At 60.5% G+C, this 18,336-nt stretch carries 16 protein-coding genes and 1 tRNA gene; 10 read left to right on the top strand and 7 right to left on the bottom strand.

The window, feature by feature from the left end; genetic code table 11:
- Nucleotides 1–2 precede the first annotated feature (2 nt).
- The 3 genes from SULPSESMR1_RS07935 to SULPSESMR1_RS07925 are packed head-to-tail and all read left to right on the top strand — an operon-like array spanning nucleotide 3 to nucleotide 3,432.
- Complete coding sequence (locus SULPSESMR1_RS07935; RefSeq protein WP_089420326.1) at nucleotides 3–740, top strand: RNA methyltransferase; 738 nt, start codon at nucleotides 3–5, stop codon at nucleotides 738–740.
- Between the two features lie 59 nt (nucleotides 741–799).
- Complete coding sequence (ctaA, locus tag SULPSESMR1_RS07930; protein WP_089420325.1) at nucleotides 800–1,951, top strand: heme A synthase; 1,152 nt, start codon at nucleotides 800–802, stop codon at nucleotides 1,949–1,951.
- A 5-nt stretch (nucleotides 1,952–1,956) separates the two neighbouring features.
- A complete protein-coding gene (locus SULPSESMR1_RS07925) occupies nucleotides 1,957–3,432 on the top strand; it encodes a carboxypeptidase M32 (protein WP_089420324.1) in 1,476 nt (491 codons plus the stop codon).
- A gap of 12 nt (nucleotides 3,433–3,444) precedes the next feature.
- On the opposite strand, the gene SULPSESMR1_RS07920 is transcribed toward SULPSESMR1_RS07925, so the two are convergent.
- Both SULPSESMR1_RS07920 and gyrA read right to left on the bottom strand, forming a co-directional pair.
- Nucleotides 3,445–3,795: a DUF6614 family protein gene (locus SULPSESMR1_RS07920; protein ID WP_089422225.1), complete on the bottom strand. Its 351-nt coding sequence runs from the start codon at nucleotides 3,793–3,795 to the stop codon at nucleotides 3,445–3,447.
- A 176-nt stretch (nucleotides 3,796–3,971) separates the two neighbouring features.
- On the bottom strand, nucleotides 3,972–6,704 hold the full coding sequence (gyrA, locus tag SULPSESMR1_RS07915; protein WP_240311332.1) for a DNA gyrase subunit A: 2,733 nt from the start codon (nucleotides 6,702–6,704) through the stop codon (nucleotides 3,972–3,974).
- A 228-nt stretch (nucleotides 6,705–6,932) separates the two neighbouring features.
- On the opposite strand from gyrA, the gene SULPSESMR1_RS07910 reads away from it, so the two are divergent.
- Nucleotides 6,933–7,202, top strand: coding sequence for an usg protein (locus tag SULPSESMR1_RS07910; RefSeq protein ID WP_089420322.1), 270 nt, complete (start codon nucleotides 6,933–6,935; stop codon nucleotides 7,200–7,202).
- A 9-nt stretch (nucleotides 7,203–7,211) separates the two neighbouring features.
- Here SULPSESMR1_RS07910 and SULPSESMR1_RS07905 read toward each other — a convergent pair whose 3' ends face one another.
- Nucleotides 7,212–8,171, bottom strand: a complete 960-nt coding sequence (locus SULPSESMR1_RS07905; RefSeq protein ID WP_089420321.1) for a radical SAM protein — start codon at nucleotides 8,169–8,171, stop codon at nucleotides 7,212–7,214.
- Between the two features lie 153 nt (nucleotides 8,172–8,324).
- Here SULPSESMR1_RS07905 and zwf point away from each other — a divergent pair, with 153 nt between their 5' ends.
- Genes zwf through pgi form a run of 3 tightly spaced genes read left to right on the top strand, consistent with a single transcriptional unit; the run spans nucleotide 8,325 to nucleotide 12,031 of the window.
- A complete protein-coding gene (gene zwf / locus SULPSESMR1_RS07900) occupies nucleotides 8,325–9,779 on the top strand; it encodes a glucose-6-phosphate dehydrogenase (RefSeq protein ID WP_089420320.1) in 1,455 nt (484 codons plus the stop codon).
- The gene (gene pgl, locus SULPSESMR1_RS07895) at nucleotides 9,776–10,444 is read left to right on the top strand and encodes a 6-phosphogluconolactonase (RefSeq protein WP_089420319.1); all 669 of its coding nucleotides are present in this window, start codon (nucleotides 9,776–9,778) and stop codon (nucleotides 10,442–10,444) included. Before zwf ends, pgl begins: the two co-directional genes overlap by 4 nt.
- 3 nt (nucleotides 10,445–10,447) lie before the next feature.
- On the top strand, nucleotides 10,448–12,031 hold the full coding sequence (pgi, locus tag SULPSESMR1_RS07890; RefSeq protein WP_089420318.1) for a glucose-6-phosphate isomerase: 1,584 nt from the start codon (nucleotides 10,448–10,450) through the stop codon (nucleotides 12,029–12,031).
- Between the two features lie 43 nt (nucleotides 12,032–12,074).
- On the opposite strand, the gene SULPSESMR1_RS07885 is transcribed toward pgi, so the two are convergent.
- A complete protein-coding gene (locus tag SULPSESMR1_RS07885; RefSeq protein WP_089420317.1) occupies nucleotides 12,075–12,548 on the bottom strand; it encodes an acyl-CoA thioesterase in 474 nt (157 codons plus the stop codon).
- Nucleotides 12,549–12,683: 135 nt separating this feature from the next.
- On the opposite strand from SULPSESMR1_RS07885, the gene SULPSESMR1_RS07880 reads away from it, so the two are divergent.
- Together SULPSESMR1_RS07880 and SULPSESMR1_RS07875 are read left to right on the top strand one after the other, a co-directional pair.
- Nucleotides 12,684–14,303: a long-chain-fatty-acid--CoA ligase gene (locus tag SULPSESMR1_RS07880; protein WP_089420316.1), complete on the top strand. Its 1,620-nt coding sequence runs from the start codon at nucleotides 12,684–12,686 to the stop codon at nucleotides 14,301–14,303.
- 353 nt (nucleotides 14,304–14,656) lie between these two features.
- A complete protein-coding gene (locus tag SULPSESMR1_RS07875; protein WP_089420315.1) occupies nucleotides 14,657–14,893 on the top strand; it encodes a hypothetical protein in 237 nt (78 codons plus the stop codon).
- A gap of 55 nt (nucleotides 14,894–14,948) precedes the next feature.
- Here the strand turns inward: SULPSESMR1_RS07875 and SULPSESMR1_RS07870 are convergent.
- A tRNA-Gly gene (locus tag SULPSESMR1_RS07870) sits at nucleotides 14,949–15,022 on the bottom strand.
- Between the two features lie 63 nt (nucleotides 15,023–15,085).
- On the opposite strand from SULPSESMR1_RS07870, the gene SULPSESMR1_RS07865 reads away from it, so the two are divergent.
- Nucleotides 15,086–15,349: a hypothetical protein gene (locus SULPSESMR1_RS07865; RefSeq protein ID WP_089420314.1), complete on the top strand. Its 264-nt coding sequence runs from the start codon at nucleotides 15,086–15,088 to the stop codon at nucleotides 15,347–15,349.
- Here the strand turns inward: SULPSESMR1_RS07865 and SULPSESMR1_RS07860 are convergent, their stop codons facing one another.
- Entirely contained in the window at nucleotides 15,350–16,186 is an 837-nt protein-coding gene (locus SULPSESMR1_RS07860) for a class I SAM-dependent methyltransferase (RefSeq protein WP_089420313.1), read from the bottom strand.
- A complete protein-coding gene (locus SULPSESMR1_RS07855) occupies nucleotides 16,183–18,237 on the bottom strand; it encodes an ASKHA domain-containing protein (RefSeq protein ID WP_089420312.1) in 2,055 nt (684 codons plus the stop codon). Before SULPSESMR1_RS07855 ends, SULPSESMR1_RS07860 begins: the two co-directional genes overlap by 4 nt.
- Nucleotides 18,238–18,336: the final 99 nt, after the last annotated feature.

The raw sequence follows: 18,336 nt of genomic DNA, 5'->3' as shown, positions 1-18,336 counted from the left end.
GAATGAGCGATATTCCTTTTTTTGTGCTGGTGCGCCCGCAGATGGGCGAAAACATCGGGTCCGCCGCGCGGGCGATGTGGAACTTTGGGCTGGACCGGATGCGCATTGTCGCACCGCGCGACGGTTGGCCCAATCCGGCCGCTGTGGCGCTGGCCTCAGGGGCGGGGCGGTTGCTGGACGATGCACAGGTGTCGCCCGATCTGCCCGATGCCTTGCAGGACTGTACCTATGTTTATGCGACCACGGCGCGGGCGCGGGATCTGACCAAACCGGTGCTGTCACCCGAAGAGGCAATGCGCGACGCCGCGCTGCGCATTGCGACGGGCCAGAAGGTTGCGGTGATGTTCGGCCCCGAACGGGCCGGGTTGGAGAATGAGGACATCGCGCGCGCCAATGCGATCATCTCGGTGCCGGTGAATCCCAGGTTTGCCTCGCTTAATCTGGCGCAATGCGTGTTGTTGGTGGGCTATGAATGGATGCGCGCCAGCGGCGAGGTCGTGCCGCGCAGTGACGAGATGGCGGGCACCGACTGGGCGCAGGGCGTCGAAGTTGAACATCTGGCTGTGCATTACGAAGATGCGCTGGACGAGGCCGGCTTTTTCTTTCCCGAACATAAATCCGCCAGCATGCGCACCAACCTGCGCAATATGTGGAGCCGTATGCCCCTGACCCGCGCCGATGTGCAGATGTTGCACGGGGTGATGCGGCAGATGGTCCGATGGGCGCAAAAGCGGGGATGAAGGTTCTGGACCATCATGCAGCGCGGCCCTAGGTTGCGCCCAAAGACGAGGACCAGACAATGAGCGGCAAACGTAGCATTTTCGAAGAGGTCGCAAGCCCCGAGGTTGCGGCGCAAAACACACCGGCCAAAGGCGTGATCGACCGTGGACGTGGTGGCGCACGACGGGGCATTCGCATCTGGCTGATGATCCTGTTCGCGCTGGTGTTCATTATGATCGCTGTCGGCGGGCTGACACGGCTGACCGATAGCGGATTGTCGATCACCGAATGGAAACCGTTTACCGGTGCAATGCCGCCTCTGACGCAGGCGCATTGGGAAGAGGAATTTGCCAAATATCAGGCGATTGACCAGTTCCGCATCATGAACCAGTGGATGGACCTGTCGGATTTCAAAGCGATCTATTGGTGGGAGTGGGGCCATCGTCAGCTTGGCCGTGTGATCGGGCTGGTTTGGGCGGTGGGCTTTGGCTATTTCGCGGTGCGCCGTCAGGTGCCCGTGGGGTGGGGTAAACGGCTGTGGCTGGTGGGTCTGCTGGGCGGTGCCCAAGGCGCGATCGGCTGGTGGATGGTCGCCAGCGGTGTGACCCAAGGCGAAGGAGCAACCAGCGTCGCCAGCTACCGGCTTGCCACCCATCTGGGGCTGGCGTTTATCATTCTGGGTTTCCTGACGTGGTACATATTGCTGTTGGGCCGCACCGAGCGCGATCTGATGCAGGCACGCCGCAGCAAGGAGGCCAAGCTGTTCGGTCTGTCCACCGGCCTGCTGCACTTTGCGTTTCTGCAAATCCTGATCGGCGCGCTGGTGGCGGGCATTGACGCGGGCCGCAGTTATACCGATTGGCCGATGATGGGGGGGCAATGGTTTCCGCCCAACGCGTTTCCGGTCGAACCCATGTGGCGCAACATCTTTGAAAGCCCCGGGCTGGTGCAGTTCATCCACCGCATTGCGGGGTATCTTCTGGCTGCGTTTGGCGTGGTTGTATGGCTGCGCGGTCGGCGCAGCGCGCACCGGCGCACACGGTTTGCGTTCAACGCGGTTTTTGCAGCCCTTGCGTTGCAGATCGCCCTTGGCATCATCACCGTATTGTATGGCGCGCCGTGGCAAGTGGCGATCCTGCACCAAGGGCTTGCCGTGATCCTGTGGGTCTTGATCCTGCGGGCGCGATTCCTCACTGCTTACCCTATCCAATCCTCAATCCGTGAAGGCTGATTTACATGACCCTCTATGACGCGCTGATGGCATTCGACCGTGACACACAGGCTTTGGCCCAAGTGGCGGGACGTCTGGGCTGGGATCAGGAAACCATGATGCCACGCGGCGCCGCCGACCAACGGGGTGAGGAAATGGCCGCGATGGAGGCTGTTTTGCACGCACGCCGCACTGCTCCGCAAATGGGGGAATGGCTGGCTGGTATCGACGACAGCGCGCTGGACGCGGTGGGGCAAGCACAGATGCGCCACATCCGCCGCAGCCATGCCCGCGCCACCAAAGTACCCGCTGCATTGGCCACGAAACTGGCGCGGCTGACATCCGTGGCGCAGGGCAAATGGGCCGAAGCACGGGCCGAAAACGATTTTGCTGCCTTCGCTCCGGTGCTGGAAGAGGTCGTGGCCCTCAAGCGTGAGGAGGGCGCGGCACTGGCCGCAGGCGGCGATCTTTATGACGCGATGCTGCAAGACTATGAACCAGGCACCACCGGCGCCGAGATCGAGGCGATCTTTTCGGCCATGCGTCCGGCGCTGACCGATCTGCGCGCCGCTGTGCTGGACGCGGAAAAGCCCGTGGCGCTAAGCGGCACCTATGACGAAGGCGCGCAAATGAAGCTGAGCCGCCATCTGGCGCGCACCTTTGGATATGACATGCAGCGCGGCCGCGTGGACAAGGCGGTGCATCCGTTTAGCTCGGGCAGCGGCAACGATGTGCGCATTACCACACGCACCACGCCCACAGATCCGTTCAACTGCTTTTATTCGACCATCCACGAGGTCGGCCACGCGGCCTATGAACAGAACATCGACCAGGCCTATTTGCTGACACCGCTGGGCAGCGGTGCATCGATGGGCGTGCACGAAAGCCAAAGCCGTATCTACGAGAACCAGATCGGGCGCAGTCGCGCCTTTACAGGTTGGCTGTTCGGCCAGATGAAGGACGCCTTTGGGGATTTTGGCATCGCGGACGAGGATGCGTTTTACGGCTGCGTCAACAGTGTCAACAATGGCTATATCCGCACCGAAGCGGACGAGGTGCAGTATAACCTGCATGTCATGCTGCGGTTTGATCTGGAACGGGCGCTGATGTCGGGCAATCTGGCGGTTGCAGACCTTGAGGCTGCTTGGAACGACCGCTTCAAGGCCGACTTTGGCTATGCGGTCGACAAGGCCAGCAATGGCGTGTTGCAGGATGTGCATTGGTCGGTGGGGCTGTTCGGTTATTTTCCCACCTATTCGCTGGGCAATGTTTATGCGGGGTGTCTGAATCAGGCGTTGCGCACGGCAGTACCCGATCTGGACGACCATCTGGCCCAAGGCAACACCGTACCCGCCACCGACTGGCTGCGCGACAATGTTCAGGTGAACGGCGGCCTTTACGAGCCGCGCGTGACCATCACGATGGCCAGCGGCATGGAGCCGACCGAGGCCCCCTTGCTGGACTATCTCACAGCCAAGTTCAAAGGCATCTACAAGCTCTGAGGGCTTGCCGTCCTAGATCAATGCCATCCTCTCTGACCTTTCGGGGTCGGGGAAGGGGCGGTACAGGCCGAAATCGGCCAGCGCGACATGGTCATGTACCGCGCGATGCAGTGCTGCGACATCCTCGTCTTGCTGGCCGGACAGGCGAAAGGCCTGATCCAGTTGCTGCAAATCACGGACTTCGATTTCGAGCATGAAATCGCGGTGCCCGCCCGATGCAAGGTTCAGTTTGCGCCGCAACAATCGCCAGCCCTGAATCGCACCGGCGTTTTGCAGGTGCACCATCCAGTCATCCAGTGCCTTGGCAAAGGTCAGCGCCTTGGCGTCATGTTTCAGGTCGATCAGGCAGTGATAAAGGTTCATTCCGGTTCCCTTGGTCAATTTGCGGACAGAATGAACCAAACCGATTGCCAGCTGGTTAAGCAGACACCAAAGGCCGGCCACCAAAGCGCTGCGCGTTCTGCCGCAGCCGCCGGAAACGAAAACCGCGGCGGCCCTATTACTAGGCCGCCGCGATTATTAAGTCTTAATCCAGATGCTTATTGAGCGTCTGGCGCATCGTCTGGTGCCGAGGCGTCATCAATGATGTCCGCTGCATCGCCCTGATCGGCGATCCATGCAACGCTGACGACTTCTTCGTTTTTGCCGGTGTTGAACACCCGCACGCCGCCTGCGCTGCGTGACCGGAAGCTGATACCGTCGACCGGCACGCGGATCGACTGGCCCTTGGACGTAGCCAGCATGATCTGGTCGTCCATTTCGACAGGGAACGATGCCACGATCTGGCCGCCGCGCATGGCTTTGTCCATCGCGGTCACGCCCAAGCCGCCACGCCCGCGCACAGGGTAATCGTGGCTCGAGCTTAGTTTGCCCGCGCCTTGCGCCGTGATGGTCAGGATCAGGTTTTCTGCTGCTGACATCTCAACATAACGCTCGTTCGAGAAATTCGGATCGGCGGGGGCGTCTTCCTCGTCGGTTTCCTCATCAACAAGACCGGCCATTGCGCGGCGCATTTTCAGATAGGCGGTGCGTTCTTCCGACGTGGCATCAAAGTGGCGGATGATCGACATGGACACGACCGTGTCGTTCGCCCCCAGTCTGATCCCGCGCACACCGACCGAGGCGCGCGAGTTGAACACTCGTACGTCCGTCGCAGGAAAGCGGATCGCGCGGCCCGAGTTGGTGATCAGCATCACATCGTCGTCGTTCGACGCAATTCGTGCGTTGATCAACGTGGTGCCTTCGTGTTCGCCCTCGAACTTCATCGCGATCTTGCCGTTGCGCATGACGTTGGTGAAATCCGACAGTTTGTTGCGGCGCACGGTGCCTGCCGATGTGGCAAAGACCACCTGCAAATCGTCCCATTCTTTTTCGTCGCGGTCGACGGGCATGATCGCCGCAATCGAAACGCCGACAGGGATCGGCAGGATGTTGACGATCGCCTTGCCCTTGGACGTGCGGCTGCCCTGGGGCAGGCGCCATGTCTTGAGCTTGTAGGACATGCCGTCTGTGGTGAAGAACAGCAATTGCGTGTGGGTGTTGGCCACGAAGAGCGTGGTAATCACGTCCTCTTCCTTGGTCTGCATCCCCGACACGCCCTTGCCGCCGCGTTTCTGGCTGCGGAAATCGGCCAGCGGCGTGCGTTTGATATAGCCGCCCGAAGTGACCGTTACGACCATGTCTTCGCGCTCGATCAGGTCTTCGTCGTCCATATCACCGGACCAGTCGACAATCTCGGTGCGGCGCGGCACGGCGAACAATTCGCGCACCTCGCGCAGTTCGTCCGCGATGATGCCCATGATGCGGTCGCGGCTGCCAAGGATTTCAAGGTATTCCTTGATCTTGCCTGCCAGCTCTTCCAGTTCGTCCGTCACTTCCTTGACGCCGATCTGGGTCAGGCGCTGAAGGCGCAGTTCCAGAATGGCGCGGGCCTGAGTTTCGGACAGGTTATATGTGCCATCATCGTTGGCGGTGTGGGTCGGATCGTCGATCAGCGCGATGTAATCAAGGATCGACGCCGCAGGCCAGCGGCGCGTCATCAGCTTTTCACGCGCTTCGGCGGCATCGGCGGACGACCGGATGGTGGCCACGATTTCGTCGATGTTGGTAACGGCCACGGCCAGACCGCACAGGATATGGCTGCGTTCGCGGGCTTTGCGCAGCAGATACGCGGTGCGGCGGGCAACGACATCTTCGCGGAAATCGATAAAGCAGGTCAGGAACCGGCGCAGGGTCAACTGCTCGGGGCGACCCCCGTTCAGGGCCAGCATGTTGCAGCCGAAATAGACCTGCATGGGGGTAAAGCGGAACAACTGGTTCAGCACCACCTCGGCGGTGGCGTCGCGTTTCAGTTCGACCACGACACGCACACCGTTGCGGTCGGATTCGTCCTGAACATGCGCAATGCCTTCGATCCGCTTTTCGCGAGCGGCCTCGGCGATGCGTTCGATCATCGTCGCCTTGTTCACCTGATAGGGGATCTCGTCGATGACGATGGCAAAGCGGTCTTTGCGGATCTCTTCGACGCGGGTCTTGGCGCGGATCACGACGCTGCCGCGCCCCTCAAGGTATGCCTTGCGTGCGCCGGACCGGCCCAGCATCGTGCCGCCGGTGGGAAAGTCGGGGCCGGGGACATAGTCGATCAGTTGTTCCGACGTCAGGTCGGGGTCTTTGATCAGTGCCAGTGTGGCATCGACGACTTCACCCAGATTGTGCGGCGGGATGTTGGTCGCCATGCCGACGGCAATGCCGCCCGCGCCGTTGACCAGCATGTTGGGGAAACGCGCAGGCAGAACCGTCGGTTCTTTTTGCTTGCCGTCATAGTTGTCCTGATAATCGACGGTATCCTTGTCGATATCCGCCAGCAGATAGGCCGCAGGCTTGTCCATGCGCACTTCGGTATAGCGCATCGCGGCGGCGTTATCGCCGTCCATCGAGCCAAAGTTGCCCTGACCGTCCAGCAGCGGCAGCGACATCGAAAAATCCTGCGCCATCCGTACCAGCGCGTCATAGATCGCGGAATCGCCATGCGGGTGGTACTGGCCCATCACATCGCCCACGGGACGCGCGGATTTGCGATAGGATTTGTCGTGGGTGTTGCCGGTTTCGTGCATCGCAAACAGGATGCGCCGGTGTACCGGTTTCAGCCCGTCGCGCAGATCGGGGATCGCGCGGCTAACGATAACCGACATGGCATAATCCAGATAGGATGTGCGCATCTCGTGTTCGATGGTGACCGTGGGCCCGGAATAGGTGGGCCGCTCTGGCGGCATTTCATCATTGTTCTCAGGTGTTTCTGGCGTGTCGTTCACGTGGCTGCCCGTCTTTTTCTGAGTGTCTATATGTTGTGAGAAACCCTATCAGATGCAGCATATAAGGTGCAATGGCAGCCGGTCCCGCAGCGTTGGCAGCACAGCGAGTAGATTGCCAACACATTGTTTTTATTGAAAAGTAATCTGACTGTGGCAGGATAAAAGAAAAGCAGCATGAAAGGTGCGCAAATGCAGGTCTCGGAAACAGAAATGATGTTGAAGGGCTATGGCCTGACCACGGCCGAATTTTTCTATCACATGCCCGACTATGTCCATGTGCTGAACAGCTATACATGGCAGGATTACGACACAGCGCCCGACCATCCGCGATTGTTCGAATTTGTCGAATTCTGGCAGCGCGAAATCGAGGGGCCGTTACATTCTGTGCGTTTTATCCACCGAAAGCTGATTGCGCCGGGGGAATGGCGCAATCAGGTGGGTGAATTCCGCATTCACTAGCGCGCGGGCCTAGCCCGAGCAGCTGGCCCCGCCCAGAACGCAGAATTTGGCGCAATGGGGGTGGTTCAGCGCCACGGGGACTTCGGCCTGTTGTAACGTGCTGCCCAGTTCGAATTCGGGGGCATATGGCAACAGGGTGCAGGCCAGTACCGCAGGGCGTTCGGCGCCCTTGCGTTTGACCACCATGCGCGACGAGGCGCACATGACCGCGTCGGGGGATTTGTTCAGAATACCCCAGCACGCAGTTGTGATTTCGGGCACTTCGACTGTTTCGTCCATTTCAGGGAAAAGTACAGTCATCGCAGGGTTGTACGCGTCGATATTAAAGCCATAATGCGCGAAGAATCCGGCATAACCTGCGCGCGATGTCGCTTCGTCTTCTTCGAAAATCGACCGGCCCGCAACCGCCATGCGGAACCCGTGGTCGCGCAGCCATTCCATGCCCTTTAGCGTCTTGTCAAAGCTGCCTTTGCCCCGTTCTGCATCGTGCAGATCGGCGCGGTGGTGATCGACCGAAACCCGCAAAGTCAGCTTGTCGGGGTAATCGGCGTTCAGCCGTACCAGCCCGTCCTGCATCTTTTTGCGCATCATCGGGCGCATCGCATTGGTCAGGATCAGCACATTGTAACCGCGTTCCAGCGCGGCCTGCGTGATGTCGATCATCGCGGGGTTCATGAACGGTTCGCCGCCGGTAAAGCCGATTTCTGTCACTGGCCAAGCGCGGTCGGACAATTGGTCGAGATAGTCGCGCACTTCACCGGCAGTGATGTAGACCAGCGCGTCATTGGTGGGGCTGCTTTCGATATAGCAGTTCGCACATTCGATGTTGCACAGGGTGCCGGTGTTGAACCACAGCGTTTCGGGGTGCGACAGGGCGACGGTTGCACGCTCTTCGCCCTTGGCCGTGCGCGCGGGGTTCTGAAATTTACCCGCATTGCCGCCTTGCTGTGCATCTACGATGTCTTTCATCTTGGCGAGTCCTCCGGTCTTTGCCTGTGTTTCATTTGTGGTAGGGTACCCGCAAAGACAAGAACAGCCGCAGCACTTGCCCTGACACTATTGTGATTGGGCGCAAATTGCGTCATGTTTGCGCTAACACAGAGAGAAACAAGGGCTTACAGCATGGTTTCGCGCGTCATTCCGGTCGATACTTTTGATCTGGTCATTTTCGGGGGCACAGGTGATCTGGCCCGTCGCAAGATCCTGCCGGGCCTGTTCCGGCGGTTCTGTGCAGGGCAAATGCCCGAGGATGCGCGGGTGATCGGTGCCGCGCGTGCCGAGATGTCTGCGGACGAATACCGCAGCTTTGTTGCCGATGCGATTCGGGAATTTGGCGGTGGCAAATCCTGTGACGACGGCACGCTTGAAGCGTTTCAGGCGCGGCTGGAATATGTGACGGTTGACGCAATGGGCGATGACGGCTGGCCCGAGATGGTCAAGCTGATGGATGGGCGCGACGTGGTGCGGGCCTATTATTTCTCGGTTGCGCCCAGTCTGTTTGGCGATCTGGCGTCACGGCTGCACAAATGGGAACTGACCAACGATCAGACGCGGATTGTGGTTGAAAAACCCTTTGGTCGCGATTTGGTCACCGCCAAGGCGCTGAACGCGTCGCTGGCCGAACACTTTGACGAAAGCCAGATTTACCGGATTGACCATTATCTGGGCAAAGAGACGGTGCAGAACCTGATGGCCGTGCGCTTTGGCAACATGCTGTTCGAGCCGCTGTGGAATTCGCAATACGTTGATCACATCCAGATCACCGTGGCCGAAACCGTGGGGGTCGGGGGCAGGGGCGATTATTATGACCGCTCGGGTGCGATGCGCGATATGGTGCAAAACCACCTGATGCAGTTGCTGTGCCTGATTGCGATGGAGCCTCCCAGCAAATTCGACCCTGACGCGGTGCGGGATGAAAAACTGAAAGTGATCCGCGCGCTTGATCCGGTGGCCCCGCATCATGTTGTGCGCGGTCAATATGACGCCAGCGGCGATGGTCCAGGCTACCGCGAGGCGGTGGAAGACCCGCGCTCGCGCACTGAAAGCTATGTGGCGATGAAGGTAGGCATTTCCAACTGGCGTTGGGCCGGCACGCCGTTTTACCTGCGCACCGGCAAGCGGCTTGTGACCCGGTCGAGCGAGATTTCGGTTGTGTTCAAAGAGTTGAACCATTCGATCTTTGGCGAGAAGCAGGACCACCGCAACACTCTGTCGATCCGCCTGCAACCGAACGAAGGTATCACCCTGAACGTGACCATCAAGGAACCCGGACCGGGGGGAATGCGACTGGTCGATGTGCCTTTGGACATGACCTTTGCCGAGGCGCTTGGCGAGGACGCCGAGGATCCGCCCGACGCCTATGAGCGGCTGATTATGGATGTGATCCGTGGCAACCAGACGCTGTTCATGCGCGGCGACGAGGTCGAGGCCGCCTGGGCCTGGACCGACCCGATCATCGCAGGCTGGGAGGCGCGCGGTGACGTGCCCAAGCCCTATGAAAGCGGCAGTTCAGGCCCCGGCGACGCGGTGCAGATGCTGGCCCGCGACACCCGTGTCTGGCGCGAGGTAAAACCATGAAGTTCGAAGAATATCTAGACCGTGACATGCTGGCCATCGACGTTGCCAATACAATGGCGGGGGCTTTGGAAAACATCCTGTTTACCCACGAGCGCGCCACGCTGGTGGTGCCGGGCGGCACTTCTCCGGGTCCGATCTTTGACGTGCTGTCCGCGGCACGGCTGGACTGGGACCGCGTCGACGTGACCCTGACCGACGAACGTTGGGTTGACGAAACATCGGACCGCTCGAACGGGGCCTTGTTGCGACGGCGGCTGCTGGTGAACCGCGCGGCGGCAGCCACGTTCAAGCCGCTTTATCGCGAGGGCATGGATGTTGACGCTGGCGCTGCAACCGCGACCGAGGGGCTGACCCCGTATCTGCCGGTATCGGTTCTGCTGTTGGGCATGGGGGCCGATATGCACACCGCATCGCTGTTTCCGGGGGCTGACGGGCTGGAGGCGGCGCTGGCTGCAGATGCCCCTGTGGCCTTGCCGATCCACGCCGAAGGCCAAGAGCCGCGCATCAGCCTGTCGGCGCAAGTGCTGGACAAAGCCATGTCAAAGCATCTGGTGATCTTTGGCGCGGAAAAGCGCGCGGCACTGGAACGTGCCGCCAGCCTGTCACCCCAAGAGGCGCCGATTGCGGCGGTTCTGGACGACCTGACTGTATACTGGGCGGAGTGAGCCATGTGGACTGACCTGAAAACCAAAGCCGCAGCCGTGGCTGATCGCCATATGCTGGAGCTGTTTCAGACTGACCCCGACCGCGCCGATACGTTCAGTGTACAAACGGGTGACATGCGGCTGGACTACTCCAAAACCAATATTGACGCCGAGACTCGCGATCAACTGCTGGCACTGGCAGAGGCATCGACCTGGAAGGCGAAACGCGACGCGATGTTTGCGGGCGCCCCCATCAATGACACCGAAGGCCGCGCGGTGCTGCACACTGCCCTGCGCAATCTGGATGGCGGCGCGGTCGAGGTGGACGGCAATGACGTGATGCCCGGAATTCTGGACACGTTGGCGCGGATGCGTGCCTATGCTGATGCTGTGCGCGGATCGGATGTGACGGACGTCATCAACATAGGTATCGGCGGTTCGGACCTTGGGCCTGCGATGGCTGTCAAGGCGCTGGCGCCCTATCATGACGGGCCTCGGGTTCATTTCGTATCCAACGTGGATGGCGCGCACATCGCCGACACGCTGCGCGGGCTGGATGCCAGGTCGACGCTGGTGATTGTCGCCTCCAAGACTTTTACCACCATCGAAACCATGACCAACGCCCGCACCGCGCGGGCCTGGATGAAGGACCACGGTGGTGATCCGTCGGCGCAATTCGCGGCGCTGTCCACCAATCTGGAGAAAACTGCCGAATTCGGGATTCCGCCTGAACGTGTGTTTGGATTCGAGGATTGGGTCGGTGGACGCTATTCGATGTGGGGGCCGATCGGTCTGGGGGTGATGATCGCCGTGGGTCCGGCGGCCTTTGACGCCTTTCTGCGCGGCGGGCAGGCGATGGACCGGCATTTCTGCGCCGCTGAGGGCGTGGAAAACATGCCGCTGGTGCACGCTCTGGTGGGCATGTGGCACCGGCAGGTTCTGGGCCACGCCACCCGCGCGGTGCTGCCCTATGATCAACGGCTGGCGCTGCTGCCTGCCTATTTCCAGCAACTGGAAATGGAAAGCAACGGTAAGTCGGTTACGATGGACGGCAAGCCCGTTCCGGTCGAGACAGGCCCCGTGGTCTGGGGTGCGGCCGGCACCAACGGGCAACATGCGTTCTATCAGCTGATCCATCAGGGCACCGATGTGATCCCTTGCGAGTTCATGATTGCAGCCCAGGGCCACGAGTCCGAGTTGAAGCACCACCACGATCTGCTGGTGGCCAACTGTCTGGCGCAATCCGAGGCGCTGATGACCGGTCGGTCGCTGGACGCTGCGCGCGCATCGGTTGCACATAAATTCGAGGGCGCCGAGCTGGAGCGGCAGGCGGCGCACCGCGTATTTCCGGGCAACCGGCCTTCGGTGACGCTGGTCTATCCGTTACTCGACCCCGAGACGTTGGGCATGATCGTGGCGCTGTATGAGCACCGTGTGTTTGTCGAGGGCGTGATCTTGGGCATCAACTCTTACGATCAGTGGGGGGTCGAGTTGGGCAAGGAACTGGCCACCGCCTTGCAGCCGGTTGTCGAGGGAACGGTCAGTGCGCAGGACAAGGACGGATCGACGCGCGGGCTGGTTGATTTCATTCACCGGTATCGGGACTGACGCCCGCAACCGCTGCCCTTTGTCGCAAAACCGCAGGCGCGGTTCAGCTTTCCGCGGCTCCGTCTGCAATCAAACGCTGGCGGATGTCCTGCGGGATCGGCATGCGTTTTGCGCCGTCTTGCGTCAGCAACACCATCACACAATTGAAGGTGGCGCGTTTGCGGCCCTCTGCCCAGATCACCTGATCCAGTGTCATCGACGTGGTGCGCAGCGCGCTGCACGTGGTGGTGATGACATAATCGGTGCCCGCGCGGATTTCTTCGACAAAGCGGATCTCGCCCGAGCGGATGACGATGCGCGGGCTGTCGGGGTCATTCAACCTGCCGATGCCATACATTTGCATATGCCGGATGCGCAGCCGCTCGAACCAGACGAAATAGCGGGTGTTGTTGACGTGGTTCAGCGTGTCCAGATCGTCGTGGTGTACGCGGTCGGCAATCGCCAGAGGTGCGGTTTGGGTGATCCCAAGGCTGGCTTGCTGCGGGGCGCTAAGCGGGGTGTGGTATGGGATGGCCATTGACGATGCGTAAATCTGAACGAGCGCGCTTGCAAGCCCCGCAGCAGCTTGGCACAGTTGTTCGCAACGGGAGGATTGCGAACGCGGGACAACAGGTCGGGCGGCGCGCCTCGGTGTGCTATTGAGGAGGTACCGATGCTGGGCCAAATGATGACTTCCCCCTTGACGATTTCTTCGCTGGTTGATCACGCCGCGCGGTATCACGGGGACACCGGAATTTTTTCTGTTCAGACCTCGGGGGGTGTCGAGACGACAACATGGCGCGAGGTGGGCGACAATGCGCACCGGTTGGGCGATGCGCTGACCAAGCTGGGTCTTGACCCGCAGGCGCGGTGCGGCACGATCGCGTGGAACAACCGCCGCCACCTCGAGATTTACTTTGGCGTGTCCGGTGCAGGTTTTGTCTGCCATACGATCAACCCGCGCCTGTTCCCCGAGCAGCTGGTTTATATAATCAACCACGCCGATGATCAGGTGCTGTTTATCGACAAGACATTCGTGCCGCTGGTGGCCGCGATCCGCGACAAATGTCCCAACCTCAAGCATGTGGTGCTGCTGGAAGGCCGCGACGAAGAAGCCGCCGCCGCGCTGGACGGTTTGCAGTTCTATGACGAGTTGATTGCCACCGGCGATGCCGGTTTCGAATGGCCCGATCTGGACGAAAACACCGCCTCGTCGCTGTGCTATACGTCGGGCACCACCGGCAACCCCAAGGGTGTTCTATATTCCCACCGCTCGACCGTGCTGCACAGCCTTGTGGCGGCGCTGCCCGACAGTCTGGACATCTCGGCGACCAAGCGGGTGCTGCCTGTGGTGCCGATGTTCCACGTCAACGCGTGGGGCACGCCCTATGCCTGTGCCTTGACCGGTGCGTCGATGGTGTTGCCGGGTCCGGGGCTGGATGGTGCATCGCTGGTCAAGCTGATCGACGATTACGAGGTGTCGGTTGCTTTGGGCGTGCCGACGATCTGGCTGGGTCTGGTGAACGAGGCGCTGAAATCCGGCAGCAAACTGGCGTCGCTGCAACGCACCGTCATTGGTGGGTCGGCCTGTCCGCCGTCAATGATCACCGCCTTCCGCGAGAACTTTGGCGTGGAGACGATCCACGCATGGGGCATGACCGAAATGTCGCCCTTGGGCTCGATCAACCAGTTGCTGGCGAAACATGACGTGCTGAGCGATGACGAACGGTTCAAGATGCGTGAAAACCAAGGTCGTCCGCCCTTTGGTGTCGAGTTGAAGATTGTCGACGAGAACGGCGAAACGCTGGCCACGGATGGCAAGACACAGGGCGATCTGCACGTGCGCGGGCACTGGATTCTTGACAGCTATTTTGGCCTGTCCACCGACGAGACCCTGACAAATGGCTGGTTCGACACCGGCGATGTGGCCACGCTGGATGCCGATGGTTATCTGAGCATCAAGGACCGGTCCAAGGACATCATCAAGTCGGGGGGCGAGTGGATCAGTTCGGTTGATCTGGAAAACATCGCGATTGCGCACCCCAAGCTGGCCGATGCTGCCGTGATCGGGGCGCGACACGAGAAATGGGACGAACGCCCCGTTCTGGTCGCGGTCAAGGTCGAGGGGCAGGAGCCGTCGGAAGAAGAAGTGCTGGCGATCTTCGACGATAAGATCGCAAAATGGCAAATCCCCGACCGCGTGGTCTTTACCGATGTGCTGCCCCGCAATGCGACGGGCAAGGTTCTGAAACGCAATCTGCGCGAGGAGTTCGGCGATATTCTGATGGGCTGAGGCCGGTCGGACGCGCAATACAATAGGGGCAGCTGCAGGCAGCGCTGCCCCTTTTGCATTTGTGCCGGGGCATTCGTTCTTTGATTGAAATTGGGTGACAGGCCTGCCCCAATGGCTGTCTGATGCCCTGATTGCTTTAGACTGGCTGCGCGCACAGCCTCCGACCCCGGGCCGCATCAGATCAGGGGCCGTACATGTCGTGGAAGCGTAATCCGCCGGAATTCACCATCAACACCGCCACCACAGGCACCAAGGGTCGGGCGAGGTCGCATCCCTGACCGATGGTGCGTTCGGGGTGACATGCGCCCCGCCGCACGAGGGGAGTATGCCCGTCGCTGCGATGCGGCAATGCGGTGGCGCATATCTATGATGCGCAAACGGGCATTGTTTCACCGCAGATCGTGCCAAGCAACTCTGCCTGTCATCCCGACATCTGTGCCCTGCGCAAAAGCGGCTTTGTCGCAGTTACAGGTGGGGGAGGCGCGCTTGGCGGTCCGGGCAACGATGTGCTGATAGCCTTTGATGACGTGACGATTTTGCTGGTCGGGGTCGATCACACCACACTCCGGGCGACGAATTTCGAATTTTGATCGCAAAGGCACGTCTATATAGTGTAAATTCGCCTGCCGTGCTTGATAATGAGACTGGAGCGGGTAACGAGAATCGAACTCGTAACTAAAGCTTGGGAAGCTGCCGTGATACCTTTTCACCATACCCGCCGCAGGCGGGAGAGATAACGGCTGACCCAAGAGGCGTCAATCGGGATTTGCGGGAGGACACAAATGACCGAAGACGTGGCCACCGCGCTGGTTGATGAACTGGTTGAGGGATACCCTGCGGGCAAGCCTGCGTTTTTATATATGCCGGGGATGCGTGATCTGGTGGGGCCGAATGCGTTTTCTACACCTTTTGATAGCACGAAACGGCGGATGAAAACCCTGATAGCGCGGGCCCGCAGAAATTGTGCCGACATGGACGCGCCGTATAATATGGTGCGTGCTGCCATTGCCGAGGAAGAGCGCGTTGTGGCAGGCAGGAACGACTGATCAGACCCGCGCAGTGATCAGATTGATGCGTGCGGGCACCCGAACGCCATCCGGGCTGTCAAAAGCCGTGAATGCCTGAGCGATGCCCTTGTGGATTGCTTTGCAGTCGGCGTCGGTTGCGTTGAATTCGCGCATGATACCCGAGGCAGGTCCGATGTGGCAGCTTTGCTCGGCCAACGCGTCGAGTGTGTCCAATGCGCCCAGACGCAGATCAACCGGCGTCACTGTCACATCCAGGCCGGCAGCGCCCAACAGGCGGGTCACGCGGCCCGCGTCCTCAAAGGCAAAGGGGCCGGGCAGGGTGCGGTCAACTTTTGACGGGGTGCCAAGACGTTCGCGGGCGACGCGGGCGGGCTCCATGAACCACGGGTTCAGATGCGCAGGCCCCCATGCGGCCATGACCATACGTCCGCCGGGGCGCAGCGCGCGGGCAATGTTGGCAAAGGCAACTGTGGTGTCGGCAAAAAACATGACGCCAAAGCGAGAGATCAGCGCATCTGCTTGACCTTGTGCAAAGACATGAACCTGCGCGTCTGTCTCGATCAGCGTGACTTGGGGCAGGTGGGCGGTGCGCGCTGCTGCCAGTTCCAGCAAGACGGGCGAGATATCATAGGCATGCACCGTGCCTTTGGGCCCCACGGCCTGCGCCGCGCGCAAGGTCGCAGCACCGGCGCCACAGCCGATGTCGATCACGGTTTCACCGGTTTGCAGATCGGCGTGTTCCAGTATCACATCCAGAACGGGGCCCATCACCTGATCCAGCCCGTGCTGGTGAGTCACCCATTTGCGCCCCACATCCGAAGACCAGAACGCTGCCTGTTCCGAATTGTCGGTCATTCGCGTCTTCGCCTGCGGCGACCGCCGTCGGATTTGTCGCCACCACCGGTGTTGAAGGTTGCCGTGGGCAGGGTCACGATGGAATTGAGGATCGGGAACGGCTCGACCGAGTTGGGAATGGCGCTGGCGTTTACGAAATGCTCTTGAAAGCGCGGCTCGATCGCGGTTTCAACCTTGTGGATGGCGCGCACGGTTTCCTCGATCTCCATTCGCGCATCGCGGTTCAGCAAGGCGATGCGCGCACCGGTGCCTGCGGCGTTGCCCGCCGAGGTGACTTTGTCCAGCGGTGCATCGGGGATCATGCCCAGAACCATCGCGTGTTTGGGCGAGATATGCGCGCCAAAGGCTCCGGCCAGCACAATGCGGTCCACTTTGTCGACGCCAAATTTGTCCATCAGCAGACGTGCACCGGAATACAGCGCCGCCTTGGCCATCTGGATTTCGCGGATATCGCGGTTGGTTACGGTGATGCGCGGGCCGCCGCGAGCCGTGGCATCATAGACCAGATAGGAATAGGTGCGCCCGTCCAGAAAACAGCGTTCGGTGCCGGTCTGCTCGGGCGTGCCGATCAGTCCGGGGGCGTCGACGATACCGGCCATGCGCATTTCAGCCACCAGTTCGATGATGCCCGAGCCGCAGATGCCGGTGACGCCCGAACCTGCGATGGCTTCGTCAAAGCCGTCTTCGTCAGACCACACATCGCTGCCGATCACGCGAAAGCGCGGTTCTTTGGTGATCGGGTCGATCTCGACCCGCTCGATGGCGCCGGGGGCGGCGCGCTGGCCGCTGCTGATCTGCGCACCTTCAAAGGCGGGGCCGGTGGGCGAAGAACACGCCAGCACCTTTTCGCGGTTGCCCAGCAGGATTTCGGCGTTGGTGCCCACATCAACCACCAGCACAAGGTCTTCGGATTTGTCGGGTGCTTCGGACAGTGCGACGGCGGCGGCATCCGCACCCACATGACCCGCAATGCAGGGCAACAGATAGACCCGCGCCGAAGGATGGATGTTCAGATCCAGATCGTCGGCCCGCAGGCGCAGGCTGTTCGATGTGGCAAGCGCAAAGGGAGCCTGACCCAGTTCGAACGGGTCAATGCCCAGAAACAGGTGGTGCATCACCGGATTACACACAAAGACAGCGTCCACGATCAGTGCCTTGTCGATGGCGGCTTCGGTGCTGATCTGGGTGAACAGTGCATTCATCCCCTCGCGCACGGCGACGGTCATTTCCTGCGCGCCGCCCGCGTTCATCATCGAATAGCTGACGCGGCTCATCAGGTCTTCGCCAAAGCGGATTTGCGGGTTCATGATACCGGACGAGGCCACCACTACACCCGAGTGCAGATCGCACAGGTGCGCCGCGATGGTGGTCGACCCCAGATCGACGGCAAGCCCGTAAACCGAACCTTCGTAATATCCCGGCCAGATGTGCATGATGCGCGGTGCGTTTTCACGATCGCCAAGATGGACCGCGACTGTGACTTTCCAGTCGCCTTTGCGCAGCACCGGTTGCATGGTTTGCAGGATGTGCAGGTCGGCGTGGACGTTGTCCAGTTGCCATTGGTCGCGCAACGCGTCGCGCAGCCGTTCCAGATCGCCCGAGGGATCGTGCATGTCGGGTTGCTGAACCTCGACGTAGAACAATTTTGTCGAGGGGTTCATGACGATATCGCGCGCCTCGGCGCGTTTGCGGACCACCTGCTTGTGGACCTGACTTTCGGGTGGCACATCAACGACCACGTCGCCTTGCACCGTGGCCTGACACCCCAAACGGCGGCCGTCAATCATGCCGCGTTTGGATTTATAGCGTTCTTCGACGCTGTTCCATGCGCTTAGTGCGTCTTCTTGGACGGTGACGCCGTGTTTGGAGAACTGGCCATAGCTGGGGGTTACCTGACATTTGCTGCAAATGCCGCGCCCGCCACAGACGCTGTCCAGATCAACGCCCAGCTGTCGTGCAGCGGTCAGGATCGGGGTGCCTTTGGCAAAGCGTCCGCGCTTGCCCGAGGGGGTAAAAACAACGAGAGGATCTTGGGAGGTATCGGTGCTCATGAACGTGCCTTGCCTGAGTGTTGTCGCGAACATAGGGCACTGGCGGCAAAGCGAAAGGCAAAGAGCGGCACAAACGACACTGATGACGTCATTTGCAGG

The sequence above is a fragment of the Pseudosulfitobacter pseudonitzschiae genome, from assembly GCF_002222635.1.
Taxonomy (GTDB): domain Bacteria; phylum Pseudomonadota; class Alphaproteobacteria; order Rhodobacterales; family Rhodobacteraceae; genus Pseudosulfitobacter; species Pseudosulfitobacter pseudonitzschiae_A.
The sequence above is the reverse complement of the archived record's forward strand: the minus strand, read 5'-3'. Positions and strand labels throughout refer to the sequence as shown.

Coding starts and splice junctions, on each gene's coding strand:
- SULPSESMR1_RS07935 (WP_089420326.1), top strand. CDS start 3: ATGAGCGATATTCCTTTTTTTGTGCTGGTGCGCCCGCAGATGGGCGAA.
- ctaA (WP_089420325.1), top strand. CDS start 800: ATGAGCGGCAAACGTAGCATTTTCGAAGAGGTCGCAAGCCCCGAGGTT.
- SULPSESMR1_RS07925 (WP_089420324.1), top strand. CDS start 1,957: ATGACCCTCTATGACGCGCTGATGGCATTCGACCGTGACACACAGGCT.
- SULPSESMR1_RS07920 (WP_089422225.1), bottom strand. CDS start 3,795: ATGAACCTTTATCACTGCCTGATCGACCTGAAACATGACGCCAAGGCG.
- gyrA (WP_240311332.1), bottom strand. CDS start 6,704: ATGCCGCCAGAGCGGCCCACCTATTCCGGGCCCACGGTCACCATCGAA.
- SULPSESMR1_RS07910 (WP_089420322.1), top strand. CDS start 6,933: ATGCAGGTCTCGGAAACAGAAATGATGTTGAAGGGCTATGGCCTGACC.
- SULPSESMR1_RS07905 (WP_089420321.1), bottom strand. CDS start 8,171: ATGAAAGACATCGTAGATGCACAGCAAGGCGGCAATGCGGGTAAATTT.
- zwf (WP_089420320.1), top strand. CDS start 8,325: ATGGTTTCGCGCGTCATTCCGGTCGATACTTTTGATCTGGTCATTTTC.
- pgl (WP_089420319.1), top strand. CDS start 9,776: ATGAAGTTCGAAGAATATCTAGACCGTGACATGCTGGCCATCGACGTT.
- pgi (WP_089420318.1), top strand. CDS start 10,448: ATGTGGACTGACCTGAAAACCAAAGCCGCAGCCGTGGCTGATCGCCAT.
- SULPSESMR1_RS07885 (WP_089420317.1), bottom strand. CDS start 12,548: ATGGCCATCCCATACCACACCCCGCTTAGCGCCCCGCAGCAAGCCAGC.
- SULPSESMR1_RS07880 (WP_089420316.1), top strand. CDS start 12,684: ATGCTGGGCCAAATGATGACTTCCCCCTTGACGATTTCTTCGCTGGTT.
- SULPSESMR1_RS07865 (WP_089420314.1), top strand. CDS start 15,086: ATGACCGAAGACGTGGCCACCGCGCTGGTTGATGAACTGGTTGAGGGA.
- SULPSESMR1_RS07860 (WP_089420313.1), bottom strand. CDS start 16,186: ATGACCGACAATTCGGAACAGGCAGCGTTCTGGTCTTCGGATGTGGGG.
- SULPSESMR1_RS07855 (WP_089420312.1), bottom strand. CDS start 18,237: ATGAGCACCGATACCTCCCAAGATCCTCTCGTTGTTTTTACCCCCTCG.